Annotated in this window: 20 protein-coding genes; all 20 read left to right on the top strand. The window is 71.4% G+C overall.

Annotation, left to right across the window (positions count from 1 at the left end):
• Positions 1-55 precede the first annotated feature (55 nt).
• The 20 genes from FNH08_RS05765 (at position 56) to rfbC (ending at position 26,367) form a co-directional block, all read left to right on the top strand.
• Positions 56-1,534: a sugar transferase gene (locus FNH08_RS05765; RefSeq protein ID WP_322723782.1), complete on the top strand. Its 1,479-nt coding sequence runs from the start codon at positions 56-58 to the stop codon at positions 1,532-1,534.
• Between the two features lie 118 nt (positions 1,535-1,652).
• On the top strand, positions 1,653-2,969 hold the full coding sequence (locus FNH08_RS05760; RefSeq protein WP_152770148.1) for a nucleotide sugar dehydrogenase: 1,317 nt from the start codon (positions 1,653-1,655) through the stop codon (positions 2,967-2,969).
• A gap of 16 nt (positions 2,970-2,985) precedes the next feature.
• Positions 2,986-4,239 carry a glycosyltransferase family 4 protein gene (locus FNH08_RS05755; protein ID WP_228033922.1) on the top strand — a complete coding sequence of 418 codons (1,254 nt, stop codon included), beginning with the start codon at positions 2,986-2,988 and terminating at the stop codon, positions 4,237-4,239.
• Entirely contained in the window at positions 4,236-5,612 is a 1,377-nt protein-coding gene (locus tag FNH08_RS05750; RefSeq protein ID WP_152770146.1) for a Wzz/FepE/Etk N-terminal domain-containing protein, read from the top strand. The genes FNH08_RS05755 and FNH08_RS05750 overlap by 4 nt, the downstream gene beginning before the upstream one ends.
• Positions 5,609-7,162 (top strand): Wzz/FepE/Etk N-terminal domain-containing protein, encoded by a 1,554-nt coding sequence (locus FNH08_RS05745; protein ID WP_322723780.1) that lies wholly within the window; start codon positions 5,609-5,611, stop codon positions 7,160-7,162. Before FNH08_RS05750 ends, FNH08_RS05745 begins: the two co-directional genes overlap by 4 nt.
• Before the next feature lie 3 nt (positions 7,163-7,165).
• The gene (asnB, locus tag FNH08_RS05740; protein ID WP_152770145.1) at positions 7,166-9,100 is read left to right on the top strand and encodes an asparagine synthase (glutamine-hydrolyzing); all 1,935 of its coding nucleotides are present in this window, start codon (positions 7,166-7,168) and stop codon (positions 9,098-9,100) included.
• A 17-nt stretch (positions 9,101-9,117) separates the two neighbouring features.
• Entirely contained in the window at positions 9,118-11,289 is a 2,172-nt protein-coding gene (locus FNH08_RS05735; protein WP_322723778.1) for a bi-domain-containing oxidoreductase, read from the top strand.
• Positions 11,286-13,241, top strand: coding sequence for a heparinase II/III family protein (locus tag FNH08_RS05730; protein WP_322723777.1), 1,956 nt, complete (start codon positions 11,286-11,288; stop codon positions 13,239-13,241). The genes FNH08_RS05735 and FNH08_RS05730 overlap by 4 nt, the downstream gene beginning before the upstream one ends.
• Before the next feature lie 12 nt (positions 13,242-13,253).
• Entirely contained in the window at positions 13,254-14,777 is a 1,524-nt protein-coding gene (locus FNH08_RS05725; RefSeq protein ID WP_322723776.1) for a right-handed parallel beta-helix repeat-containing protein, read from the top strand.
• A gap of 1 nt (position 14,778) precedes the next feature.
• A complete protein-coding gene (locus FNH08_RS05720) occupies positions 14,779-16,044 on the top strand; it encodes an O-antigen ligase domain-containing protein (RefSeq protein ID WP_152770143.1) in 1,266 nt (421 codons plus the stop codon).
• A gap of 2 nt (positions 16,045-16,046) precedes the next feature.
• A complete protein-coding gene (locus tag FNH08_RS05715) occupies positions 16,047-17,288 on the top strand; it encodes a glycosyltransferase (RefSeq protein WP_152770142.1) in 1,242 nt (413 codons plus the stop codon).
• Complete coding sequence (locus FNH08_RS05710; protein WP_152770141.1) at positions 17,285-18,520, top strand: class I SAM-dependent methyltransferase; 1,236 nt, start codon at positions 17,285-17,287, stop codon at positions 18,518-18,520. Before FNH08_RS05715 ends, FNH08_RS05710 begins: the two co-directional genes overlap by 4 nt.
• Positions 18,517-19,311 carry a glycosyltransferase family protein gene (locus FNH08_RS05705; protein ID WP_152770140.1) on the top strand — a complete coding sequence of 265 codons (795 nt, stop codon included), beginning with the start codon at positions 18,517-18,519 and terminating at the stop codon, positions 19,309-19,311. The genes FNH08_RS05710 and FNH08_RS05705 overlap by 4 nt, the downstream gene beginning before the upstream one ends.
• Entirely contained in the window at positions 19,308-19,970 is a 663-nt protein-coding gene (locus tag FNH08_RS05700) for a PIG-L deacetylase family protein (RefSeq protein ID WP_322723774.1), read from the top strand. Before FNH08_RS05705 ends, FNH08_RS05700 begins: the two co-directional genes overlap by 4 nt.
• Before the next feature lie 3 nt (positions 19,971-19,973).
• The gene (locus tag FNH08_RS05695; RefSeq protein WP_152770139.1) at positions 19,974-20,999 is read left to right on the top strand and encodes an NAD-dependent epimerase/dehydratase family protein; all 1,026 of its coding nucleotides are present in this window, start codon (positions 19,974-19,976) and stop codon (positions 20,997-20,999) included.
• A complete protein-coding gene (locus FNH08_RS05690; RefSeq protein ID WP_152770138.1) occupies positions 20,996-22,270 on the top strand; it encodes a DUF4910 domain-containing protein in 1,275 nt (424 codons plus the stop codon). Before FNH08_RS05695 ends, FNH08_RS05690 begins: the two co-directional genes overlap by 4 nt.
• A gap of 5 nt (positions 22,271-22,275) precedes the next feature.
• Positions 22,276-23,571, top strand: coding sequence for an MATE family efflux transporter (locus FNH08_RS05685; RefSeq protein ID WP_407704336.1), 1,296 nt, complete (start codon positions 22,276-22,278; stop codon positions 23,569-23,571).
• Positions 23,568-24,524, top strand: coding sequence for a glycosyltransferase family 2 protein (locus FNH08_RS05680; protein WP_152770136.1), 957 nt, complete (start codon positions 23,568-23,570; stop codon positions 24,522-24,524). The genes FNH08_RS05685 and FNH08_RS05680 overlap by 4 nt, the downstream gene beginning before the upstream one ends.
• A complete protein-coding gene (locus FNH08_RS05675) occupies positions 24,521-25,819 on the top strand; it encodes a polysaccharide pyruvyl transferase family protein (protein ID WP_152770135.1) in 1,299 nt (432 codons plus the stop codon). Before FNH08_RS05680 ends, FNH08_RS05675 begins: the two co-directional genes overlap by 4 nt.
• Positions 25,816-26,367 (top strand): dTDP-4-dehydrorhamnose 3,5-epimerase, encoded by a 552-nt coding sequence (gene rfbC / locus FNH08_RS05670; protein WP_152770134.1) that lies wholly within the window; start codon positions 25,816-25,818, stop codon positions 26,365-26,367. Before FNH08_RS05675 ends, rfbC begins: the two co-directional genes overlap by 4 nt.
• Positions 26,368-26,371: the final 4 nt, after the last annotated feature.

Genomic DNA, 26,371 nt, shown 5'->3' with positions numbered 1-26,371 from the left:
GGGCTAAACAGTGTTGGGCGAACACGTCGAACCACTGGGGACCTTGGGGGGTTCTGTGCGGCAAGGGGGACTAGTCAGCCCGTTTCCGCCGGCGCACGGGCGTCTGGCGGACGGCGCCATCAGCCGGCCAATGATCGACTGGGAGCAGCGGTACCGCCGTGCCGTGATCACCAGCGACACCGTGGCCACCGCCTTCGTCGTGGCGGCGATCGGTAACTTCTTCGGGGCCCGCGACGCGGCCAACTGGCATGAGAAGTGGGGAATTCTCGCATTCGGCACCGAACTGCTGGTGCTGGGGGCGCTCGCGGTGAGCCGGGCGTGGGCTCCGGCCGTGCTCGGCCAGGGCGCCGAGGAATTCCGCCGGCTCGGCCGCTCACTGTTCACGGCGACCGTCGTACTGGCGCTCGGCGGGATCGCCATCACCTCGCGCAACGTCAAGCTCTGGATCTTCGTCGCGATCCCCGCGATCGCCCTCGTCACCATGACCGAGCGGTATCTGCTGCGCCTCTGGCTGCACAAACAGCGCAAGGAAGGCCGGTGCCTGAGACCGGTGCTCGCTGCCGGGAGCTCGGACACCGTGCGCGACCTGATCACCCGGACCCGCAAGTTCCCGCACCTCGGCTGGCGGGTGGACGCGGTGTGCACGACGGACGGTCGCGGGATCGACGGTGACCAACTGGACGGAGTGCAGGTCGTCGGCCAACTCGCGGACGTAGCCAAGCACGTTCGCCACGACGGCTACCGTGTCGTCGCGGTCACACCGGACCCGCACTGGTCACCGGCCCGACTGCAGCGGCTGGCCTGGAACCTCGAAGGCAGCGATGCCGAGATGGTCGTGGCCCCCGTGCTCATGGAGGTGGCCGGCCCGCGGCTGCACGTGGACGCGGTGCTCGGGATCCCGCTGCTGCGGGTCAGCATGCCGACCTTCACCGGGGGCCGCCGGGCGGTCAAAGCGGTCGTCGACCGGGTGGGCGCAACGATTCTGCTGATGCTGTTCGCGCCGCTGATGGTGTTCGTCGGGCTGCTCGTGCTGGTGGACAGCCGGGGTGGGGCGTTCTACCGCCAGCGCAGGGTCGGCAAGGACGGCCGCGAGTTCACCATGTTCAAGTTCCGCACCATGGTCGCCGGGGCCGACCGGGCACGTGCCGGACTGGCCGACCGCAACGAGGGCGCCGGCCTGCTGTTCAAGCTCCGCCGGGATCCGCGGGTGACCCGGGTGGGAACAGTGCTGCGCCGGTACTCGATCGACGAACTCCCGCAGCTTTTCAACGTACTCACCGGATCGATGTCGCTCGTCGGTCCGCGGCCTCCGCTACCGGAGGAGTGCGCCGCGTACGGCCCGGACATCCGGCGGCGGCTGCTGGTCAAGCCCGGACTCACCGGTCTGTGGCAGATCAGCGGACGCAGCGACCTGTCGTGGGAGGAAGCGGTCCGGCTGGACCTGCGGTACGTGGAGGACTGGTCGCTCGCCCTGGACACAGTGATCTTGTGGAAGACGCTGCGTGCGGTGCTCTACGGGCAGGGGGCCTACTGATGCGCGGGGGACTGCAACTCAGCAGGGGACTGCAACTCAACGGGGGACTGCAACTCAAGGGTCCCGCCGGTGCGCGGACCGCAGGCCGGGAGGGCCTGCCTGGGGGGAGGAACGAGTCATGAGAGTCAGCGTTTTCGGGCTCGGCTACGTGGGCTGCGTGTCGGCCGCGTGCCTTGCCAGCATGGGGCACGAGGTCATCGGGGTGGACGTGAACCAGGTGAAGGTCGACCTGGTCAACGAGGGCAAGGCCCCGGTGGTCGAGGAACGTATCGGCGAGCTCACCGCCGAGGTCGTGCGGACCGGAGCGCTACGCGCCACCGGTGACGTCCGCGAGGCGATCATGGACAGCGAGGTGTCGCTGATCTGCGTGGGCACGCCGTCGGAGCCCAACGGCAGCCTGTGCACCACGTACTTGGAGCGGGTCACCGAGCAGATCGGCGCCGCGCTGGCCGAGCGGGGTGGGCGGCACACCGTCGTGTTCCGCAGCACCATGCTCCCGGGCACCTGCCTGAACCTGCTGGTGCCGATCCTGGAGAAGTACGTCGGCGGCACGGCCGGCGTGGACATCGGGGTCGCGGTCAACCCGGAGTTCCTGCGCGAGGGCACGAGCGTGCGGGACTTCTTCGACCCGCCCAAGACCGTCATCGGCGAGCTCGATCCGGCGAGCGGCGACGTGGTGGCGTCGCTGTACGACGGATTGCCCGGCGAGGTGTTCCGGGTGCCGATCCCGACGGCCGAGGCGATCAAGTACGCGGACAACGCGTTCCACGGCCTCAAGATCGGCTTCGCGAACGAGCTGGGCGCGGTGTGCCAGGCGCTCGGGGTGGACTCGCACCAGGTGATCGACGTGTTCCTGGCCGACCGCAAGCTCAACATCAGCCCCGCCTACCTGCGGCCCGGCTTCGCCTTCGGTGGCTCCTGCCTGCCCAAGGACCTGCGCAGCCTGGTCCACGCGGCGCAGCGGGCCGACGTCTCGGTGCCCATCCTCTCCCATGTGCTGCCCTCCAACTCCGACCATCTGCAGCGCGCGGTGGAGCTGGTCGAGCGCACCGGCAAGCGCCGGGTGGGAATGTTCGGGCTGTCCTTCAAACCCGGCACCGACGACCTCCGCGAGAGCCCGCTCGTCGAGCTGGCGGAGAGGCTCTTCGGCAAGGGGTACGACCTGCGGATCTACGACGCCAACGTGAGCCTCTCCCGGCTGATGGGCGCGAACCGCGAGTACATCGAGACCCGGCTGCCGCACCTCGCGCAGCTGCTCGCGGAGTCCGTCGACGAGGTGCTCGAACACGCCGAGGTGTGCCTGGTCGGGACCAGGGACCCGGCCGTCCTGTCGGCGTTGCCCCATGGCGACAGCCCGGTGATCGTCGACCTCATCCACCTTCCCGACGCCGCGGCGCGCCGGGCCGAACCGGGGTACGTGGGCCTTGCTTGGTGACAGATCGTTTGGAGACATGGCCGGCGGCGACCGGCCGGGTCGGCGCGCGCTGATCCTGGTGGAGAACCTGTCGGTGCCGTTCGACCGGCGGGTGTGGCAGGAGTGCACGACCCTGCGCGACGCGGGGTGGGAGGTGCACGTCATCTGCCCCATGGGGAGCAAGCGGGACACGGAGCCGGAGGCGGAGATCGACGGGGTGCGGATCCACCGCTACCCGTTGCGCGCGGCCACCGGAGGACCGGCCGGCTATCTGCGGGAGTACGGATCGGCGTTGTGGCACACGGTCCGGCTGGCCCGGAAGGTCGGCCCGGTCGACGTGGTTCACGCCTGCAACCCGCCCGACCTGCTGTTCCTGCCCGCACTGTGGATGAAGCGGCGCGGCGCGCGGTTCGTCTTCGACCAGCACGACCTGGTACCCGAGTTGTACCTCTCCCGGTTCGACCGCGGCCAGGATCTGCTCTACCGCGCCGTGTGTGCGCTGGAACGGCGGACCTATCGGGCCGCGGACATCGTGCTCGCCACGAACGAGAGCTACCGGGACGTCGCGGTGCGCCGTGGCGGCCGGCGGCCGGAGGACGTCTTCGTGGTGCGCAGCGCGCCCGACATCGACCGGTTCCACCCCGTACCGCCCGAGCCGGAACTCAAGCGCGGCAAGCCTCATCTGCTGTGCTACCTCGGCGTCATGGGCCCGCAGGACGGGGTCGACTACGCCTTGCGGGCCCTCGCGAAGCTGCGCGACGAAGTCGGGCGGACCGACTGGCACGCGGTGTTCGTCGGCGCCGGCGACACCTTCGACGCGATGGTGGAGCTGTCCCGGCGGCTCGGGCTCTCGGAGCAGGTGCAGTTCACCGGGCGCGTTCCGGACGCCGACCTGGTGCGCTATCTGTCCACCGCGGACGTGTGCCTCTCTCCCGACCCGCACAATCCGCTCAACGACGTGTCGACCATGAACAAGGTCCTGGAATACATGGTGATGGGCCGGCCGATCGTCTCGTTCGACCTCCGGGAGGCGCGAGTCTCCGCCGGTGACGCCGCCGTCTACGCGCCCGCCAACGACGAGGCCGAGTTCGCGAAGCTCATCGCGCTGCTTCTGGACGATCCGGAGCAGCGGGCCCGGATGGGCAAGATCGGCCAGGAGCGGATCAGCGGGCAGCTTTCCTGGCGGAACTCGCAGGCGTCGCTGCTCGCCGCCTACGCCGCTGCCTGCCGTGACCACGCTCCGGTGTCGGCAGGCGACCCGGACCGGGCTGGGAAGAGGCAGCGCCGTTGAACGATGACGCCATACGCCTGGTCACGATCGGGCGCATTTTCCGTCGGCGCTGGCGGCTTCTCGCCATCGTCGCCGTGGTGGGCGCGCTCGTCGGCTACGGCACCTCCTTGCTGTTTCCGCCGCGTTACACGACGTCGGCGTCGGTGTTGCTGCCCGGGACGTGGGAAGAGCGCGAGCTGCTGACTCAGACGGAGGTGGCGACCAGTTCGGTGGTGGTCGACCGCGCGGCCGCCAAGCTCGGCTGGACCGGGGTGAGCGGCAGCGACCTGCGGGATCATGTCAGCGCCAAGGCCACCGACGGGAACATCATCAAGATCTCCGGCACGGCCGACACCCCGGAGCGCGCACAGCGGCTCTCCGACCAGGTGGCCAAGGAGTTCGTCTCCTACGCCACGCGGATCGCGAACGAAAGCGCCGACCCCGAAGCGGCGGAGGAGCTCGCCGCGCTTCAGAAGTCGGTGAGGGACACCAGCCGTCGTATCAGCAAGCTGGCCGACGCGACCGACCCGGGGCAGACCGTGGAGAGCGTGCAGACCCGCACCGAGCTGGAGAAGCTGCGCACCGCGCTGCGGGAGGCCATCAACACGCTGGAGCAGGCCGATCCGGCCGAGGACGAGGCGAAGAACCTGGTCGTCATGGGGTCGGCGGCCCGGCCGACCGGCGAGGCTCCGCCGACGAGACCGCAGCTCATCGCCGGCGGAGCGCTGCTGTTCTTCCTGTTCGCGGTCATCGGCCATCTCACCGCCGCGCGGATGAGCCGTCGGCTGCGCGGCGAAGGGGAGATCACCGCGGCGCTGGGCTCGGCGCTGCTGGGTACCGTCGACGTACCCGTGGAACGGCCCACGCACCGGCCGGAAGGCCGCGGCCCGGGGGCTTGGATCCGCCGGCTGCTGGGCCTGGACGTCCGGTGGGACATCCCGACCCCGCAGACGTCCGGCGACGAGGCCAGCAGGCAGATCCGCTACCGGCGGGTGTGCTCACGTCTCCGGGACCAGCCACCGGCCTCGCGGCGGCTGCTGGTCATCTTCCCCGAGGGTGACGAGATCGCCCGCCGGGCCGCCGGGCAGCTCGTCGTCGAGGCCGGGAGCGATCCGCTGCTGCGAGCGGTGGCGGTTTCGGTGTCCCGGCCGATGGTGCCGGACCGCGGCTTCGAGTCCGGAGCCCTGATCGTGCTCAGCGCCGGCAGCTGGACCGCGGGGGAGCTCGCCGGCATCGCCGAGGCGTGTGCGGACGCCAAGCACGCGGTCGTCGGCATCGTCCTCGCCGGTCCGATCCGTGCGACGCAGTCGGCCGACAACTCTCGAGATGCCGCCGTACCGGCGCTCGCGGACCTCGACGGCGAACTGGACGACGCGACGGGAGTCAGAGGGTGACGACGAGTACGACTCCGGAGTCGTCGGCCGCCGCTCCGCTGCTTGATCTGCAGGCCCTGGTGGCCGCGGTGCGCAGGCGGCGCCGCCTCTGGTGCTCCCTCGCGCTGCTGGGGCTGCTCGTCGGCGCGGTGGTGGCGTTCCTGCTCCCGCAGCCGCCGACCGCGGTGACCAAGGTGCTGGTCTCGCATGAGGAGGATCAGCCGAACGACCCCGGAACGCTGATCCGCACCGACGTCGCGCTGCTGCAGACCACACGGATCGCCGACAAGGCCCTGAAGTCCCTCAAGTCCCAGGAAAAAGCCGAGGACTTCATGAAGGACTACAGCGGTACCGGTTTGACCAACAACGTGCTGCAGATCACCGTGACCGGTGACAGCGACGCGGAAGCGGTGGCCCGCGCCAAGGCGTTGGCCGATGCGTTCGTCGCGGACCATGTGAGGCGAATACAGGAGGCCGCGGACGCCGAGGCCAAGACCCTGCTCGACCAGCGTGACCAGCTGAAGGGCCAACTGGCCCAGGTCAACAAGGCCATCGGAGACGGAACGCAGGCGAGCGGGCCGGAGTCGTCGGCGGACCTGGAGTCGCTCTACGCCCGCCGGGCCGAACTCACCTCGCAGATCACCGATTTCAGCCAGCGCGCCGGGGAGGCGAGAATCGGCACGCCCCGGCTCGTCGCCGGCACACAGATCGTGGATGCCCCGTACCTGGTGCGGAACTCCCTGCCCAAGGCCGCTGCCACCAACGCCGCGATCGGACTCTTCCTCGGGCTCTTCCTCGGGCTCGCGGTGGCCGCGGTCGGCGCTGTGGTGGCGGACCGTCCCGTGCTGCGCCGGGAGATCGCCGCGAACCTCGGCGCCTCGGTCATCGCGGAGCTGCCCCACCGGTCGGCCGGGCGATGGCAGAGCCGCCGGGTCCGGGCGACACGCGAACGGCTCACCACGTCCCTGGCCCGCGTTGTGCGCGGCTCCGCGGAACCCGTGTCGCTGCTGGAACTGGGCTGCGCGCGCAACACGAGCGTGATCGCCCTGGACCTCGCCAGGGCACTGGCGGCGGAGGGGCCGGTGGTCATCGTCGACGGTCTGCCCGGCCGACAGCTCGCCGGGCTCCGCCCGAAGCCCGGGGACCCCGCCGTGGTCACCGGCGAGCATGCCGCGGCCGTGTCGCACCAGGAGCGCCGACTCGGCGTCGGCTCGGTGGCGCCCGGCACGGCGTGGACCGACCTCCAGTACCTCGGCACTGAGACGGTGCTCGTCGTGCGTGCCGGGCACGGAAGCGCCGCATGGCTGCACACCGTGGCACGGCAGCTCGCGGACCAGCGCATTCCGGTGATCGGTGTCGTGCTGATCGACCCCGATCCGCGTGACCGGACCGACGGCACGCTGTGGAACGGGCTGCACACCGCGCTGCGTGGGCGGAGCGGGCGGCCGGCCCGGCAGAAGGGTGGGGGTACCTCCCACGCCGTTCAGGCAGGGGGGGAGGGCCGGCGGCTGACGGAGCAGCTGCCGGCGTGGGCTGCCCGGGTCCCGGACAACGACAAGGAGGTGAGGTAGGACATGTGTGGCATCGCAGGCACTTACCGATGGCCGGACGGGAAGGTCGTGACCGACCGGCTCACCGAGACCCTCGCCCACCGCGGTCCGGACGGGGCGGGCCGGTACAGCCACCCCCTCGGTGACGGCGAAGTACACCTCGGGCACCGTCGGCTGGCCATCATCGACCTGTCCGAGACCGGCGCCCAGCCGATGGTCTCGGACGGCCTCGTCCTGACGTACAACGGCGAGCTGTACAACGCGCCCGAGCTGCGCGCCGAGCTGGCGGCCGCCGGGGTGCGCTTCCGCGGCACCTCCGACACCGAGGTGCTGCTGGAGGCCTGGCGGCGCTGGGGCACGGACTGCCTGCCCCGGCTGCGCGGCATGTTCGCGTTCGGGATCTTCGACGAGCGAACCGGTGAACTGGTGCTCGCCCGCGACCAGCTCGGCATCAAGCCGCTGTTCCTGCTCCGGCGCGGCGAGGGTCTGGTGTTCGCCTCCGAGCTCAAGGCGCTCGCCGCCGTGACCGGCGGGTCGCTGCAGGTGGACCATGCGGCGCTGGTGGCCTCGCTGCTGTACTACTGGGTGCCGGACTCACGGTGCGCGTTCCGCGAAGCGGAGAAGCTGCCGCCGGGGAGCTGGCTCAGGTGCCGGCCTGACGGCCGGGTGGAGCGCGGCCGGTTCTGGAACCTGAAGGACGTCGCCGCAGAGGGCCGGGAGCGGGCCCGGGGCGGCGAGCAGCCGGACTTGGCCGCCGTCGTCGAGGAGTCCACCCGGCGGCACATGCTCTCCGACGTACCCGTGGCGACCTTCCTCTCCGGCGGCCTCGACTCCAGCTACCTGACCGCGCTGGCGGCCCGCGACCAACCCGGGATCTCCGCCTACACGATCGGCTTCCGCGCCGAGGACGCGAAGTTCGAGGCGATGCCGGACGACCTGCGCTACGCCCGGCAGGTGGCCGAGCGGTTCGGCGTCGACCTGCACGAGATCGAGATCGCCCCGAACGTGCTCGACCTGCTGCCGCAGATGACGTACCACCTGGACGAGCCGATCGGCGACCCCGCCGCGATCAACACGTTCCTGATCTGCTCGGCCGCCCGGGAGGCCGGGGTCAAGGTGATGCTTTCGGGGATGGGTGCCGACGAGCTGTTCGCCGGTTACCGCAAGCACCTGGCCAACCTGATCGCGCTGCGCTACCAGCGCGTCCCGAGCCCCCTGCGGCGTGGCCTGTCGAGGGCCGTGGACCGGCTGCCGGTCGCAACGAGCCGCCGGGGGTACCGGTCGGTGCGCTTCGCGAAGCGGTTCCTCTCCTTCGCCGATCTGCCGGAGGAGACCGCGTTCCGGCGCAGCTACACCATGTACGACCAGGACGAGCTGCTCGCCCTGATCGATCCGGACCTGGCCGGGACGGTCGATGACGTGCTGACCGAGCATGCGGACGTCTACCAGGACAACGACCTCGACGACTTCGTCAACCGCATGTGCCTGGGCGATGCCCGGATGTTCCTGCCGGGCCTGAACCTCACGTACACGGACCGGTCGAGCATGGCCGCGTCGACCGAGGTGCGGGTGCCGTACGTGGACGTCGAGGTGGTCAAGGCGGCGTTCGCCGTGCCCGGTGATCGCAAGATCGTCGGACGACAGGGCAAGGCAGTCCTGAAGGAGGCGGCCACCTCGATCCTGCCCCGGGAGATCGTGTACCGGCCCAAGGGCCTGTTCAGCGCCCCCCTGCGCGCCTGGATGAGCCGGGATCTGGCACCGCTGGTGCGCGAGGTGATCAACGACGGGGAGCTCGTCCGCTCCGGGTTCCTGCGCCGCGACGCGCTGGCGCGGCTCGTCGCCGAGGACGCCGCCGGGCAGCGGGACTTCTCCAAACATCTGTGGCATGTGCTGACCCTCGAGTACTGGTATCGCGGCGCGACCTCCGGGTCCGGCCAGAACTCGTCCTTGACGGCGTAGAGACAAGAGGACTTCGCGTGAAACAGGTTGTACAGAACTACAAGAGCGGCGAGCTGGCCCTGCTCGACGTGCCGGTGCCGGGCTGCAAGGCGGGCGGTGTGCTGGTCCGGACCGCCTACTCGCTGATCTCCACCGGGACCGAGCTCATGAAGGTGTCCGAGGCCGGCATGTCGATGCTGGGCAAGGCCCGCTCCCGGCCGGACCAGGTGGCCAAGGTCGTGCAGAGCGTGGCCACCAACGGGGTGCCCGCCACCTACCGCAAGGTGATGGGCAAGCTGGACTCCTACACGCCGCTGGGCTACTCCCTGTGCGGGGTGGTCGAGCAGGTCGGCGCCGGGATCGACGATGTGAAGGTCGGCGACCTCGTGGCCTGCGCAGGCAACGAGCACGCGCTGCACGCCGAGTTGAACTGGGTGCCGAAGAACCTCTATGCCCCGGTGCCGGACGGCCTCGCGCCGCGGCACGCGGCCTTCGGCACCGTCGGGTCGATCGCGATGCAGGGCGTCCGCCAGGGCGAGTCACGGCTCGGCGAAGTGGCGCTGGTCATCGGCCTCGGCCTGATCGGGCAGCTGGTGGTTCAGCTCCTTGCCGCCTCCGGAGTCCGCGTCGTCGGCGTCGACCCCGACCCGGTGCGCTGCGAGCTCGCCGAGCGCCTGGGTGCTGCGGCCTGCGGCGATCCGGCGTCCGCGGCCGTGGAGACCGCCGTCGCCGAACTCACCGGCGGTCACGGTGTGGACCAGGTGTACCTGGCCGCCGGCGGCGGCAGCAACGAGCCCGTCGAGCTGGCCGCCCGGCTCTGCCGGGACCGCGGCCGGGTCGTCGACATCGGTAAGTGCCGCCTGGACCTGCCGTGGAACGCGTACTACGAGAAAGAGCTCGACGTCCGCTTCTCCCGCAGTTACGGCCCCGGGCGCTACGACCCGGAGTACGAGCTGGAGGGGCGGGACTACCCGATCGGCTACGTGCGCTGGACCGAGCGCCGCAACCTGGCGTGCTTCCTCGATCTCCTCGCCCGCGGCAGCGTCGACGTGGAGCCCTTGATCTCCCACATCGCCGACTTCGACGACGCCGTCGAGACGTACCGGAGCCTGAAGGACGGCGATCTGAAGGCCGTGGCCGTGCTGTTCCGGTACCCCGAACAGGGGGTGCAGGCGGAGGCTCCGGCGGTGGCCGTGCCCACGGTGAACGTCAAGCCGAGTCCGACCCGGGCCGTGAAGACGCCGGTGCGCCTTGCGTTCGTGGGCGCGGGGAACTACGCGACGTCGATGCTACTGCCGCACCTGACACAGCGCGACGGCGTCGAGTTGTCCACGGTCGTCACCACGACGGCGCTGTCCGCGGCCAACGCGAAGCGGAAGTTCGGATTCGCCGAGGCGACCACCGATCTCGACGCCGTGCTCGGCGACAAGTCCATCGACGCGGTGTTTGTGGTCACCCGGCACAGCTCGCACGCCGAACTGACCCGACAGGCGCTGCTTGCCGGCAAAACGGTGTTCGTGGAGAAGCCGTTGGCGCTCACCGAGGACGAGCTGGCCGGCGTACTCGCGGCGGTGGAGGAGTCCGGCAACGACCGGCTGCAGGTGGGCTTCAACCGTCGGTTCGCGCCGCTGCTGCAGGAGGCCAGGACGCGGTTCGGCGCCCGGACCGGGCCGGCGAGCCTGCGCTACCTGGTCAATGCGGGCCGCCTCGACCACGGCAGCTGGTACCTCCAACAAGGCACCGAGGGCTCGCGGTTCGCCGGCGAGGGCGGGCACTTCATCGACACGGCGAGCTGGCTGCTCGAGGCCGATCCGGTCTCGGTGTTCGCGGTCGCCCCGTCCGGCAACGAGGATCTGCAGGTCGTGCTGCGCTACCCGGACGGGTCCACCGCCACCATCAGCTACGTCACCACCGGCGCGCCCGGCTTCCCGAAGGAGACGCTGGACCTCTTCGCGGACGGCAAGGTGCTGCGGCTCGACGACTTCGTCCGCGCCTCGGTCTACGGCCGCAAGCGGTGGGTCAGTTCGCGGCTGCCCAAGGCCCGGGACAAGGGCCAGAACGCCGAGCTGGCCGCGTTCATCAAGGCGGTGCGGACTGGTGGGCCGATGCCGGTGCCGCTGGAGTCGCTGGTCGCCACCACGGCGGCCACCCTCGCCGTGCAGGCCGGCCTGGCCGGCGGCGCGCCGGTGACGTTGGCGAGGCCGCTGTGACCATGAGCGCGGGCTGGTACCTGCGGCGGCTGTCCCGGATGGAACCGCGGGAGGTCGGCGGCCGGATGGGCGACGCGGTGCGCAGGCGGCGATGGCGTTCGGCGCCGCCGGACTGCCCGAGCGTGACCGGCGCCCGGTTCACCGCGGTACTGCCCGCGGGGACGCTCGACGCGGTGCCACCGGACGCCGCGAAACGTCTCATCGCCGAGGCGGACCGGCTGATGGACGGGCACGCCGAGTATTTCGGGGTGGCCCGTGACGACCTGGCCGACCCGGACTGGTGGTACGACCCGAAGACAGGGCGCCGGGCTCCGGGCGGCTACGCCTTCGACGTGCCGTACCGCGACGAGGACGCGGTCGGGGACATCAAGCAGATCTGGGAGCCGTCCCGGCATCAGTACCTCACCGTGCTCGCCGCCGCCTACGCGATCACCGGGGACGAGCGGTACGCCGAGCGCGTGGCCGAGCACCTGCGGTCGTGGTGGGCGGCCAACCCTCCGCTGCGCGGAGTGCACTGGATCAGCGGCATCGAGCTGGGCATCCGGTTGCTGTCCTGGGTGTGGGTCCGCCGGCTGCTCGACGGATGGCCGGGCGTGGCCGCTCTGTTCGAGGGCAACCCGGTGGCGCTGAACCAGATCTGGCACCACCAGCGTTGGCTGGCCGCCTTCCCCAGCCGGGGGTCCTCGGCGAACAACCACGTCATCGCCGAGGCCGCCGGGCAGGTCGCAGCGGCCTGCGCGTTCGGGTGGTTCCCCTCCTCGGCGCGCTGGCGAGCCGACGCGCTGCGTTCGCTGGAGCGGAATCTGCGCGGCAACACCTTCCTCTCCGGCCTCAACCGCGAGCTGGCCAGCGAGTATCACGGACTGGTGCTGGAGCTCGGCCTGGCCGCGGTGGCCGAGGCGGATGCCGCGGGCGTGCCGGTCCCCGCGACGGTCCGGCTGGTGCTGCTGCGGATGACCGACGCGCTCGCGGCCGTCGTGGACGGCCGGCTGCGGCCGCCACGCCAGGGGGACGCCGACGACGGGCACGGTCTGATCGTGGACGGCGCGGGCACCGACCGCTGGGCCTCGCTGCTGGCCACCGGGGAAGCCGTGTTCGGCCGGCTCGCCTGGTGGCCGGCGGTGACCGGTACCGATGTGCGCACCCCGCTGCTGGCCGCGCTCATCCGGCCGTACGCGACAAAAGGAACCGCACGCCCGGCGAGCCGACCGGCCCATTTCGCCGACGCGGGCATGACCATCCTGCGCGGTCCGGAAGGGACGGGAGAGATCTGGTGCCGCTGCGACGGTGGTCCGCACGGATTCCTGTCCATCGCCGCGCACGCCCACGCGGACGCGCTGTCCGTGGAGGTCCGGCACGACGGGGTCGACGTGCTCGCCGACCCGGGGACGTTCTGCTACCACGGGCAGCCCGAGTGGCGGCAGTACTTCCGGTCGACCCTCGGCCACAACACCCTGCAACTGGACGGCGGTGACCAGTCCGTCTCCGGCGGCCCGTTCCTGTGGACCCGGCATGCCCGCAGCCGGGTCCTGGTCGCGGACACATCCTCCGAGGGGGTGACCCGCTGGTGTGCCGAGCACGACGGTTACCAGCCCTCCGTGCACCGCCGCAGGGTGGATCTTGCGGCTGCGAGCCAGGAGCTGAGGGTGGTCGACGAGGTGCGCGGCCCGCGCCGGCCCGTGCGGCTGGCGTTCCACCTCGGCCCGGCGATCGCCGCGGACCTGGTGGACAACCGGGCCGTGCTCACCTGGACCCGGGACGGCGAGCACCGCTCCGCAGCGCTCGACCTGCCCGGGCAGCTGTCCTGGCGGGCGCACCGCGGTGAGAGCGACCCGCCGCTGGGCTGGTACTCCCCCGGCTTCGGGCGCAAGGAACCCACCACCACGCTGGTCGGCACCGGCTTCGCCGACGGCACGGAGGACTTCACGACCGTACTCAGGTTCCGCGGCTAGGGGGGAGGACGCGTGGGGACGAAGTGGCGGCGCTGGGCGTGGCCGGCGGCACCCCTGGTGCTGGCCCTGCTGGCGGCGACCGGCTGTGAGGGCGGCACCACGGACGCGGCGCCGAAGCCGACCGCTGCGCCGTCCACGCCCGCGGCCCGGGTGTGCGCCAAGCCCGCGGCCGGACCGGCGAAGGCGCCGGCGGGCGCGGTGACGGTGGACCCGGCCGTGCCCGGCGACCTGGCCGCGAAGACCGAGAACAGCCCCGCGCACACCACCTTCTGGCTTCGGCCGGGCAAGCACACGCTCATGTCGAACCGCTACGACCAGGTGGTCCCCAAGGAGGGGGACGTCTACCTCGGCGCGCCGGGCGCGGTGCTCGACGGCCGGAAGAGCAACCACTACGCGTTCGGCGGCACCGCCCGCGACGTCACGATCCGCTATCTGACCGTGCAGGGGTTCGTCGCGCCCCGTGACGAGGGCGTGGTCAATCACGACTCGGCCGACGGGTGGGTGATCGAGCACACGACGATCCAGAACAACTCCGGCGCCGGGCTGATGGCCGGCGCCCGCCAGCAGGTCCGCGCCAGCTGCCTGCGCGCCAACGGCCAGTACGGCATGAACGCGTACCAGGCCGGCGACCGTATCCGCGGCCTGGTGGTCGAGGGCAACGAGATCGTGGGCAACAACACGGGCGACTGGGAGCGACGGCGGCCGAACTGCGGCTGCAGCGGAGGCGTCAAGTTCTGGGCCGTCAACGGCGCCGACATACGCGGCAACTGGGTGCACGACAACCGCGGAACCGGGTTGTGGGCGGACACCAACAACAACGACTTCCTGATCGAGGACAACCTGATCGAGGACAACGACGGTGCCGCGCTGATCTACGAGATCAGCTACAACGCGGTCATCCGGAAGAACACGATCCGGCGGAACAACTGGGTCGAGGGCCGCGATTACGCCGCCGACGGCGACAACTTCCCGTACGCGACCGTCTACCTCTCCGAGTCCGGCGGCGAACCGCGGATCCGAGCCCGCACGGACAAGATCGAGGTCTACCGGAACCGGCTGGAGAACAACTGGTCCGGGATCACCCTGTGGGAGAACGCCGACCGGTTCTGCAACAGCCCGGCCAACACCTCGTCCGGTGACTGCACGCTGCTGGTGAAGAACACCGACCGCTGCGCGCAGCCGGCGATCGCCAAGGCACCGCTCTACTCCGACTGCCGGTGGAAGACCCAGCGGGTGGACATCCACGACAACCGCTTCGTGCTGGACAAGTCCGTCGTCGACTGCACGGTGAAGTGCGACCGGATGGCTGTGCTGTCCAACTACGGCACCTATCCGGACTGGTCGCCGTACCAGGGCGAGCGGGTGGCCGAGGCGATCACCAACGAGCAGCACAACCGCTGGCACGACAACGTCTACGTCGGACCATGGACCTTCGTCGTCCATGACGCGAGCCGGACAGTCGACTTCAAGCAGTGGCAGGACAAGCCGTACCGGCAGGACGCGGGCAGCACCTTCCGCGCAGGGGACGGTGGTTGAGATGGGCACAGAGATCAAGACGGGCACGAACCACACGTCGAGGATCGTCGGGACGGCCTGGGGGCTGCTCGTCCTCAACACCCTCGGCTCCGCCGGGGCACAGACCATCGTCCCGCTGCCCCGCTCTCTCATCCAGATGGTCACCATGGGCTCGCTGGTCGCCGCGTTCGCGCTGGCGCTCGTGGTCAACCCCCGGGTGCGCATCCGGGCCAGCGCCTACGTGTTCCTGCTCACCCTGCTGCTGGTGCCGAGCCTGATCTCCAGCGTGGAACAGGGGGCCGGGCTCGGCGCGCTGTTCCGCTGCACCCGGCTGGCTCTCTTCATCGGCACGCTGTGGCTGCTCAGCCGCTGGTGGGACGGCAGCACGACATTCGTCCGGCACCACATCCGGATGTACTTCGCGGTGCTCGGGTCGGTGGCCGCCGGCCTGGTCATCTCACCGGGCGCCGCCATGCCCGAGCTCTACGGCGGGCGGCTGGTCGGCGCGTTGTGGCCGCTCACCCCGCCGCAGATCGGACAGTACGCCGCGGTGATCATCGGGCTCACCGTGCTGCTCCTCCTGGGCCGCCGGACCGACCGGACCAGCGCGGCGGTGGTCATCGTGCCCTCACTCGCCCTGCTCGCGCTGACCCATACCCGGACGGCCACGCTCGGGCTGCTGGTCGGGCTGGCACTGGCGATCAGCTCGCTCATCCTGACCAGCGCCGCCGCCCGCCGGTTCTTCACCTGGGCGGTGCTGTGCGCCGCGGTGGCCGCGGTGGGGTTCAGCTCCGCGCTCCAGGCGTGGTTCCTGCGCGGGCAGAGCCAGGAGAACTTCGCCAGCCTCACCGGCCGGGCCAAGGTCTGGCACGCCCTGCTGGCAGCACCCCGAACGACCACGGAACAGCTGTTCGGCATGGGCCTGGGCGACAAGTCGTTCGACGGGCTGCCCATCGACAACAGCTGGCTGGCCGTCTACAACGAGCAGGGCATGACCGGTGTCGCCCTGGTGGCGGCGATCATCATCGTGCTGGGCGGCGTCGCGTTGCTGCGGCCACCGTCGCTGTCGAGGGCCTGCGCGATCTTCCTGATCAGCTACTGCGCGATCGCGTCGTACACCGAGGCCGGGCTGGGCGACGCCTCGCCGTATCTGCTGCATCTCGCCGTGGCCGCCTCGCTGCTGGCGGCACCCGCCGTGCCCACGCCCCTCCCGGGGCCCGACGTCCCGACGCCCGAAGTCCGTCAACGGCGCGTCCCGCGATGGGCCCAGAAATCGGAGGTGACCTGAGCATGCACGTCCTCGTGGTGCACAACCGCTACGCCTCGGCGCAGCCGAGCGGGGAGAACAAGGTCGTCGACCAGGAGGTGGCGCTGCTCCGCGCGGCCGGCCACCGGGTCGAGGTGTTCGAGCGGCGCAGCGACGACATCGCCGCCCGGTCCCTGCTGGGCAAGGTCGCGGTACCGCTCCTTGTGCCGTGGAACCCGGCGGTTCGCACGGAGCTCGCCGCCCGGCTTCGCTCCGAGCGGCCGGACGTGGTGCACGTCCACAACGTCTTCCCGCTCCTGTCGCCGGCGGTGCTGGCCGCCTGCGCCGACGCCGGCGTGCCCGCCGTCGCCACGCTGCACAACTACACGCAGGTCTGCCCGCCCGGCACGCTGCAGCGGGACGGCCGGCCGTGCACCGAGTGCGTCGGGTCCGCGCCGCTGCCCGCCGTCCGGCACGGCTGCTACCGGAGCTCCCGCCTTGCGACGGTGCCGCTCGCGGTCAGCATGTCGGTCAACCGGCGGCGGTGGTGGTCCGGCGTGGAACGGTTCTTCTGCATCTCCGCGGCGCAGCGCGACGTCCTGGTGCGGGCCGGCATGCCGGCCGAGCGGCTGGCGGTGAAGCACAACTTCGTGCCCGACCCGGGCGCCTGCCGAGAGGGCGCCGGCGAGCATCTGCTCTATCTCGGCCGGCTCGCGGAGGCCAAGGGCGTGCGGCTGCTCATGACCGCGTGGGACGAGTTGGCCGCGGACGGCGGTGTGGGCGTGCCGCTCGTGATCGCCGGCACGGGGCCGCTGGAGCGGGAGGTGACCGCCTGGGCGGCGGGCCGGGACGACGTGCGCTACGTCGGTCTGTACGACACGGCGGAGTGCCGGAAGGCCGTCGCGCGGGCGGTCGCCGTAGTGGCTCCCTCGACGTGGCTGGAGGCGTTCGGCCTGGTGGTCGTGGAGGCGATGGCAGCGGGGGTCCCGGTCGTCGCCGCCGGTCACGGCGCCTTCGTCGAACTCGTCGAGGACGGGGTGACCGGGCTGCTGCACCGGCCGGGCGAGCCCGCCTCGCTCGCGTCCTGCATACGCCGGATCGCGGCCGACCCGGACCGCAACCAGGAGATGGGCCAGGCGGCCCGGCGCCGATACGAGCAGGGGTTCAGCCCGGCCGTCGGCCTGGAGCGCCTGTTGGAGGAGTACCGCACCGCGATCGCGGGACGGTCAGCACTGGCTCGCGGCGGGGACACCCGCGCGAGCAGGGGGGATGGGGACAGTAGATGACACGATGCCGACTGTGCGGCTCGGAGGCGATGGCGAGCGTCGTCGACCTCGGGGCGACGCCACCATGTGAGAGCTTTCTCGCCGCGGACCAACTGGACCAGCCGGAACCGGCGTACCCGCTGCACCTGCGGGTCTGCACCGACTGCTGGCTCGCGCAGATCCCTCCGCTGATCACGCCGGAGGAGACGTTCAAGGAGTACGCGTACTTCTCCTCGTACTCGACCTCCTGGGTGGAGCACGCGCGCACGTTCGTCGCCGACGCCGTACAACGCCTGGGTCTCGGCACCGACGCCTTCGTGGTCGAGGTGGCGAGCAACGACGGGTACCTGCTGAGGCACGTGGTGGACCGGGGGATCCGCTGCCTCGGTATCGAGCCGTCGGTGAACGTCGGTGGCACGGCGCGGGACGCGGGTGTGCCCACGCTCACGGAGTTCCTGTCCCCGGACACCGGCTCGGCCGTCCGCGCCGAGCACGGCCCGGCGGACCTGGTCGTGGCCAACAACGTGTACGCGCACATCCCCGACGTCGTCGGGTTCACCCAGGGGCTGCGCGCCCTGGTCGCCGACGACGGCTGGGTCTCCATCGAGGTGCAGCACCTGCTGACCCTGATCGAGGAGAACCAGTACGACACGATCTACCACGAGCACTTCCAGTACTACACGGTCGCGTCCGCGATCCGAGCCCTTGCGAGCGGCGGACTCGCGCTCGTGGACGTGGAGTTGCTGCCCACGCACGGCGGCTCCATCCGGCTGTGGGCCCGGCCGGCCGAGGTGGCCGGCGAGCCGACTCAGCGGGTGGCCGACGTGCTGGCCCGGGAGAAGGCCGCCGGGCTGCAGGAGCTGTCCGGGTACACCGAGTTCTCCGCCCGGGTGGCCAAGGTGCGCCGGGACCTCCTGCGGTTCCTCATCGAGGCGGCCGAGCGCGGCGAGACGGTCGTCGGCTACGGCGCCCCGGGCAAGGGCAACACCCTGCTCAACCACTGCGGCATCCGGCCCGACCTGCTCCCGTACACGGTCGACCGCAACCCCTACAAGCACGGCAGGTTCACCCCCGGCACCCGCATCCCGATCCTGCCGCCCGAGCAGATCAGCACCGACAAACCGGACTACGTCCTCGTCCTCCCGTGGAACCTGCGGGACGAGCTGGTCGAGCAACTGTCCTTCGTCCACGACTGGGGCGGCCGACTGGTCTTTCCCATCCCGGAACTGAGCATTGTCGAGGTCAAGCGATGAAGGTCGTACTGTTCTGCGGCGGTTACGGGATGCGGATGCGGAGCGGAGCCGCGGACGACGTGCCCAAGCCGATGGCGATGGTCGGCCCCAGGCCGCTGATCTGGCACGTCATGCGCTACTACGCGCACTTCGGGCACAAGGAGTTCATCCTGTGCCTCGGGTACGGGGCCCACCACATCAAGAACTTCTTCCTCAACTACGAGGAGACGACGTCGAACGACTTCGTGCTGCGGGGCGGGCGGACCGAGCTGCTGTCCACCGACATAGCCGACTGGACGATCACGTTCGCGCAGACCGGCATCGAGTCGCCCATCGGGGAGCGGCTGCGCCGGGTGCGGCACCACCTGGACGGCGACGAGATGTTCCTCGCCAACTACGCCGACGTACTCACCGACGCCCCACTGCCGCAGATGATCGAGAACTTCGCCCGGCGCGACGCCGGTGCGTCGATGATGGTGGTGCCACCGCAGTCCTCGTTCCACTGCGTCGACCTGGGCGAGGACGGCCTGGTGGGGGGCATCACCGCGGTGAGCGACATGCCGCTGTGGGAGAACGGCGGCTACTTCGTGCTCCGCCAGGAGGTCTTCGACCACATCCCGGAGAACGGCGACCTGGTCGCCGACGGATGCGCCCAACTGGCCAAGCAGGGACGGCTGATGGCGCACCAGCACCGCGGCTTCTGGAAGCCGACCGACACCGTGAAGGAGCGGGCCGCGCTCGACGAGGCATACGCCCGCGGCGACCGCCCCTGGGCCGTGTGGGAACGGGACACCGCCGGAGCACGGGCGTGATCCGGCTCGGGGCCGGGCCCCTGGACCGGATCGTCGCCGTGGGCGCGCACTGCGACGACATCGCCATCGGCGCGGGCGGCACGCTGCTGACGCTGTGCCTCGCGCGGCCGGGTATCCGAATCGACGCGCTGGTGCTCTCCGGCGGAGGCACCGACCGGGAGCAGGAGGAGAAGGCCGCGCTCGCCGCCTTCTGCCCGGGCGCCGACCTGCGGCTGACCGTGCTCAAGCTGCCGGACGGCCGACTGCCCGCGCACTGGGAGGAGGCCAAGGCCGCGGTCGAGGAGCTGCGCGAGAGGACCGAGCCGGATCTGGTCCTGGCCCCGCGCACCGAGGACGCGCACCAGGACCACCGCGGCCTGGCGCAGCTGATACCCACCGCGTTCCGCGACCACCTGGTGCTCGGCTACGAGATCGTCAAGTGGGACGGCGATCTCGGCCGTCCGGCGGCGTACCAGCCGCTGTCGCCGGAGATCGCCGAACAGAAGGTGCGGTTGCTGCAGGAGCACTACCCCTCGCAGCGGCACCGGCCCTGGTACGACCGGGAAGCCTTCCTCGGGCTGGCCCGGATCCGCGGCATCGAAAGCCACGCGCGCTACGCCGAGGCGTTCGCCGTCACCAAACTCACGCTCGATCTCGGCACTTCCAACCTGGGGGAATGAACCTTGCGCGTACTGCTCACCGGACACCAGGGCTACCTGGGCACCGTGATGGCACCGGTCCTCACGGCCGCCGGGCACGAGGTCGTCGGCCTTGACGCCGGCCTGTTCGCCGACTGCGTCCTCGGCCCGCCGCCCGCGGACCCGTCGGGGCATCGCGTGGACCTGCGCGACGTCACGGCCGACCACGTGGCCGGGGTGGACGCCGTGATCCACCTGGCCGCCCTGTCCAACGACCCGCTCGGATCGCTGGCGCCGGAACTCACCTACGACATCAACCACCACGCGTCCGTACGGCTCGCCCGGCTGGCCCGCGACGCCGGAGTGCGGCGCTTCCTGTACGCGTCGACCTGCTCCGTCTACGGCGCCGCCGGCGGCGACGACCTGGTGGCCGAGGACGCCCCGCTGCGCCCGGTGACGCCGTACGCGGAGTCAAAGGTGCGGGTGGAGGACGACCTCCACGCGCTGGCTGACGGCGACTTCAGCCCGGTGTTCATGCGCAACGCCACCGCCTTCGGCTACTCACCCCGGCTGCGCGCCGACATCGTGCTGAACAACCTGGTGGGCCACGCGCTCCTGTCCGGCGAGGTCCTGGTGCTCTCCGACGGCACCCCCTGGCGCCCGCTGGTGCACGCCGCCGACATCGCACGGGCCTTCACGGCCGCGCTGACCGCGCCACGGGAAGCGGTGCACGACCGGGCGTTCAACATCGGCAGCGAGACCAACAACGTCACGGTCGCCGAGATCGCCGAACAGGTCGCCGAGGCGGTGTCCGGCGCGAAGGTGGTGATCACCGGGGAGAACGGTGCCGACCCGCGGTCGTACCGGGTGGACTTCTCCCGGTTCCGCGCCGCGATACCCGGCTTCGACTGCGAGTGGACGGTGAAGCAGGGCGCGCTCGAACTCGCCGACGCCTACCGGAAACACGGGCTGACCCAGGAGGACTTCGAGCGACGCTTCACCCGCCTTGCCGTGCTGCGCGCGGCATCCGACGCCGGCGCCGTCGACGACACCCTGCGGTGGCGCCGATGACCACTGCCGGCGAAGAGATGCACGCGCTGGTGGAGCGGCTGTACCCGCTCTGCCGGAGCATCACCGGCGACGGTGTGCGCGCCACCCTGGAGATCGTCGGCGAGTACGTTCCGCTGCAGGTGCACGAGGTGCCGACCGGGACTCAGGTGCTCGACTGGACGGTGCCGCAGGAGTGGAACATCCGGGACGCGTACATCGCCGACACCGCCGGCAACCGCGTCGTCGACTTCGCCGCGTCCAGCCTGCACGTGCTCGGCTACAGCGTGCCCGTGTCGCGGACCATGCCGCTGGCCGAGCTTCGTGAACACCTGCACACCCTGCCGGACCACCCGGCCTGGGTGCCGTACCGCACCAGTTACTACACACCGGAATGGGGGTTCTGCCTGGCCCAGGAGACCCTGGACGCGCTGCCGGACGGCGACTACGAGGTGTGCGTCGACTCCACCCTCGCGGACGGCCACCTCACCTACGCCGAGCACGTGGTCCCCGGGCAGGTCACCGACGAGGTGATCGTCTCCTGCCACGTCTGCCACCCGTCGCTGGCCAACGACAACCTGGCCGGCATCGCGGTGGCGACGTTCCTGGCCCGGGCGCTGGCGGAGCGGACGCCGTACTACACCTACCGGTTCATCTACGCGCCCGGCACCATCGGGGCGATCACCTGGCTGGCCCGCAACGCGGAGCGGATCGACCAGGTCAAGCACGGCCTCGTGCTGGCCTGCGCCGGCGACTCGGGACAGCTGACGTACAAGCAGAGCAGACGCGGCGACGCGGAGATCGACCGGGTGCTGCGGCATGTACTGGCCGCCTCCGAACGGCCGCACCACGTCAACGAGTTCACTCCGTACGGCTACGACGAGCGGCAGTACTGCTCGCCCGGGTTCGACCTCGGCGTGGGCTCGCTCAGCCGGACCCCGTACGCCGGCTACCCCGAGTACCACACCTCGGCGGACAACCCGGACTTCGTCTCCCCGGAGGCGATGGCGGACACGCTCGCCGTCTGCCGCGAGGCGTTCGCCGTCCTCGACCGCAACCGGCGGTACGTCAACCTCAGCCCCTACGGCGAACCACAGCTGGGCCGACGCGGGTTGTACGACTCGCTCGGCGGCCGCAGCGACGCGAAACAGGCCCAGATGGCCATGCTCTGGGTGCTCAGCCTCGCCGACGGCGAGCATGGTCTCCTTGACGTCGCCGAGCGGTCCGGGCTGCCGTTCGACACCGTCGCCGCCGCGGCCGACGCCCTGCACGGCGCCGGGCTGATCAAGGCATGACGCCGATGACCACCGGGAGACAGAAGACGACGGCCGCAGCGGCCCCGCCCACCGCCAGGCGGGCCGTGGTCGGCCGGCTGTCCTGGGGACTGGCCGACCAGGCGGCCTCCAGCGCGACCAACTTCGCGGTGGGGATCTACGTGGCCCGCTCACTCGGGCTGACCGCGTTCGGCGTGTTCAGTCTGGCCTGGGTGACCTACGGCGTGGTGCTCAGCGTCTCCCGCGGGCTGGCCACCGACCCGCTCGTGGTGCGCTTCAGCGGCGTGTCGGAAGCCTCCTGGCGCGGGGCGGTGGCCCGGTCGTCGGGTACCGCGCTCGGCGCAGGTGCCGTCATCGGCGCGGTGTGTCTGGTGGTCGGGACGGCTCTCGGCGGCAGCGTGGGGCCCGCGTTCGCCTGCCTCGGCGTCATGCTGCCGGGGCTGCTGCTGCAGGACGCCTGGCGGTACTCGTTCTTCGCCGCCGGCACCGGGCGGAAGGCGTTCGTCAACGACGTCGTGTGGGGCGTCGCGCTCGTCCCGGCCATGGTGGTGGCGGCCCGCGTGGGCAGCGTGGCCGCTTTCGTGCTCGCCTGGGGCGGATCCGCCGCGGTGGCCGCGGTGTACGGCTGCTTCCAGTCCGGCATCCGGCCCCAGTTGACCGGAGCGCGCGCGTGGGTTCGCGAGCACCGCGACCTCGGCTACCGGTACCTGGTCGAGAACACCTGCCTCAGCGGCGCGAGCCAGCTGCGGGCGTACGGGCTCGGCGCGATCGTCGGGGTCGGCGCGGTGGGTGCGGTGCGGGGTGCCGAGCTTCTGCTCGGCCCGTTCCTCGCCGTGCTGATGGGGCTGTCGCTGGTCACCGTCGCGGAGGCGGCACGGGTGCTGAGGCGGGCCCCGCACCGCCTTGGCAGGTTCTGCCTCCTGCTGGGCGGCGGGCAGGCCGCCGCCGCGCTGCTCTGGGGCGCGGCGCTGCTCCTCATGCCGGACCGGGTGGGCGAGCTCGTACTCGGCGACGTCTGGCACTCCGCCGCACAGCTCATCGTGCCGGCCACGCTCGGCGTCGCGGGCGCCGGACTCGGCACCGGCGCGGCGGCCGGGCTGCGCGCGCTCGCCGCGGCCCGGCGCAGCCTGCGCTGCCAGCTGTTCGCCTCCGCCTGCTACGTCATCGGCGGGCTCGGCGGGGCGGCCGCGGCCGGCACGGTCGGCTCGGCCTGGGGCGTCGCCGCCGCGACCGTCTGCAGCTCGGCCGTGTGGTGGCTGCAGCTGCGGTCCGCCCTGCGCGAGCACCACCACAACTCCGTTCCCGAAGCGAGGACCCCATGACCGCCCAACCCAGGCTGAGCATCGGCCTGCCCGTGTACAACGGCGAGGAGTACCTGGCCGAGTCGCTCGACGCCCTGCTCGGCCAGACCTACGAGGACTTCGAGCTGGTCATCTCCGACAACGCCTCGACCGACGGGACCCAGGAGATCTGCCGCCGGTACGCCGAGAAGGACTCGCGCATCCGGTACATCCGGCTGCCCAGGAACATCGGCGCCGCGCCGAACCACAACTACGTCTTCACCGAGTGCCGCGGCGAGCTGTTCAAGTGGGCCTCGCACGACGACCTCTACGCCCGCGACCTGCTAAGGCGCTGCGTTCAGGCGCTGGACGAGCGGCCGGACGTGGTTCTCGCGCACTCCGACCAGGCGGTCATCGACGGCGAAGGACGGGTGAAGGTCCCGTACGAGTACGGGCTCGCCACCGCCTCGCCGCACGCGCCGGAGCGCTTCCGCAGCTTCCTGTTCGAGCCCGGTGGCGACGACTTCTACGGGGTGATGCGTGCCGACGTGTTGCGCCGGGTGAAGCCGCACGACAGCTACCACCACGCGGACCGCACGTTCGTCGCCCAGCTCGTCCTTCAGGGGCCCTTCCACCAGGTGCCGGAGCTGCTGTACTTCCGCCGCGACCACCCCACCCGCGCCGAGCGGGCCAATCCGAGCAAGCGCTCCCGGTGCGTCAACCTGGACCCGCGCCGGGCAGGTGCGCTGCACCCGACGCCCCGGCTGCTCGCCGAGTACGTCTGGGGCTTCGTCTCGGCGGTCCGGCGGGCGCCGTTGTCCGCCGCCGACCGGCGCGCGTGCTACCGCCATCTCGCCGCGTGGATGACCAGCCGGGTCCGGCCGGGCGCCGGGGAGCGCGTCGAGGACCGCGCTCCGGTCGATCCGGCCCGGTTCGCTGTCTCCGTCGACGCTCTCGTAGCCGGCCGTGAGGGTCGTACAGGGGGGCAGGTATGACGTCCGCGGACGAAACCCCGGTGCGCGTCGGGGTGTTCGGCCTGCTCGGCTCCGGCAACCTCGGCAACGACGGGTCGCTGGAGGCCGTGCTCGGGTACCTCCGCGCCGAGCACCCGGACGCGGTCGTGGACGCGTTGTGCGGCGGCCCCGAGGTCGTCGCGACCCGCTACGCGATCCCCGCGACGCGGCTGCACTGGTACCGCGGGGAGTACCGGACCGCGTCGCGTGCGGGCGCGATCGCGGGCAAGGGCCTGGGCAAACTCGTCGACGCCTTCCGCACCGCTGCCTGGGTGCGCCGGCACGACGTGGTGATCGTGCCGGGCATGGGCGTCCTGGAGGCCACGCTGCCGCTGCGGCCGTGGGGCTTCCCGTACGCGCTGTTCCTGCTCTGCGCGAGCGGCCGGCTGTTCGGCACCCGGGTCGCGCTGGTCGGCGTCGGCGCCGCCGCGATCGGCAACCGGCCGACCCGAACCCTGGTGCGCTGGTCGGCGCGGCTGGCCGCGTACCGGTCGTACCGGGACGCCCAGTCCCGCGACGCTATGCGGGAGATGGGCGTGGACACCGCGCGCGACGAGGTCTACCCGGACCTCGCCTTCGCCCTGCCGACGCCGTCGGCGGGCGTGCCCTCGGGTCCGCCGGGCCCGGGTCCGACTGGTCCGGGTCCGACTGGTCCGGTCTGCGTCGGCGTCATGGACTTCCACGGTGGCGACGACGACCGCGCCCGGGCCGAGGAGATCCACCTGCGCTACCTCGACGGGACGACCCGGTTCGTCCGCGCGCTGGTCGAGGACGGCAGGCCGGTCCGGCTGCTCACCGGCGACGAGTGCGACGCGCCGGTGGTCGCCGCGATCCTCGACGCGGTGGACTCGCCGCTGGTCACCGCGGCCGAGGCGGCCTCGCTGGCCGACCTGATGAAGGAGACGGCGGCTGCCGACACCGTGGTGGCGACCCGCTACCACAACCTGATCTGCGCGCTGAAGGTCGGCACGCCGACGCTCGCACTCAGCTACGCGGCGAAGAGCGACGCGCTCATGGATCGGATGGGGCTCGGCGCGTACTGCCACCCGGCTCGCGAGGTCGACGCCGACCGGCTGATCGAGCAGTTCCGGGCGCTGGAGCAGAGATCGGCGGAGCTGCGGCGGACCCTCACCGAGCGGAACCTGGTCGCCGCCCGGCAACTCGAGGACCAGTTCACCGAGTTGACCGCGGCCCTGTTCCCGGCGGCCAATCAGGCCAACGCCAACGCCAACGCCAACGCCAACGCCAACGCCCACGCACGGCAGGAGGCTTCATGAAAGCGACCGCAGTCCCGGAGATCGAGGGTGCGTACCTGTTCGAGCCGACGCCGTACGCCGACGAGCGCGGCTTCTTCTGCCGCACCTTCGACGCCGACGTGGTCCGCTCGGTGGGCCTCGACCCGGACGCCTTCATCCAGGACAGCGTGTCCCGCTCGGTCCGGGGCGTGCTGCGCGGCCTGCACCTGCGCTCCGGTGCCGGCGAGGCCAAGCTGGTGCGGTGCTCGTACGGGAGGATCTTCGACGTCGTCGTGGACCTCCGGCCGGACTCGCCGACGTACCGCAACGTGGCCTCCTTCGACCTGTCCGGCGAGACGCAGGTGACCCTGTACATCCCGGCGGGGTGCGCGCACGGCTTCCAGGCGCTGACCGAGACCGCCGACACCTCGTACCGGATCGACCGCCCGCACGATCCGGCCGAGGACGTGACGATCGCCTTCGACGACCCGGAGCTCGCCATTCCCTGGCCGCTGCCGGCCACATCGATGTCCCAGCGGGACCGGGAGGCGCCGAGCCTCGCCGAGGTCCTGAAGCAGAGAGAGAGCTGAAGTC

The organism is Streptomyces spongiae, from assembly GCF_009377185.1.
In the GTDB taxonomy this organism is placed as follows: Bacteria; Actinomycetota; Actinomycetes; order Streptomycetales; family Streptomycetaceae; genus Streptomyces; species Streptomyces spongiae.
Note: the sequence above shows the minus strand (reverse complement) of the source record. Positions and strands in the feature narration are given on the sequence as shown.

Coding starts and splice junctions, on each gene's coding strand:
- FNH08_RS05705 (WP_152770140.1), top strand. CDS start 18,517: ATGAAGGTCGTACTGTTCTGCGGCGGTTACGGGATGCGGATGCGGAGC.
- asnB (WP_152770145.1), top strand. CDS start 7,166: ATGTGTGGCATCGCAGGCACTTACCGATGGCCGGACGGGAAGGTCGTG.
- FNH08_RS05760 (WP_152770148.1), top strand. CDS start 1,653: ATGAGAGTCAGCGTTTTCGGGCTCGGCTACGTGGGCTGCGTGTCGGCC.
- FNH08_RS05680 (WP_152770136.1), top strand. CDS start 23,568: ATGACCGCCCAACCCAGGCTGAGCATCGGCCTGCCCGTGTACAACGGC.
- FNH08_RS05710 (WP_152770141.1), top strand. CDS start 17,285: ATGACACGATGCCGACTGTGCGGCTCGGAGGCGATGGCGAGCGTCGTC.
- FNH08_RS05690 (WP_152770138.1), top strand. CDS start 20,996: ATGACCACTGCCGGCGAAGAGATGCACGCGCTGGTGGAGCGGCTGTAC.
- FNH08_RS05675 (WP_152770135.1), top strand. CDS start 24,521: ATGACGTCCGCGGACGAAACCCCGGTGCGCGTCGGGGTGTTCGGCCTG.
- rfbC (WP_152770134.1), top strand. CDS start 25,816: ATGAAAGCGACCGCAGTCCCGGAGATCGAGGGTGCGTACCTGTTCGAG.
- FNH08_RS05755 (WP_228033922.1), top strand. CDS start 2,986: ATGGCCGGCGGCGACCGGCCGGGTCGGCGCGCGCTGATCCTGGTGGAG.
- FNH08_RS05720 (WP_152770143.1), top strand. CDS start 14,779: ATGGGCACAGAGATCAAGACGGGCACGAACCACACGTCGAGGATCGTC.
- FNH08_RS05685 (WP_407704336.1), top strand. CDS start 22,276: ATGACCACCGGGAGACAGAAGACGACGGCCGCAGCGGCCCCGCCCACC.
- FNH08_RS05715 (WP_152770142.1), top strand. CDS start 16,047: ATGCACGTCCTCGTGGTGCACAACCGCTACGCCTCGGCGCAGCCGAGC.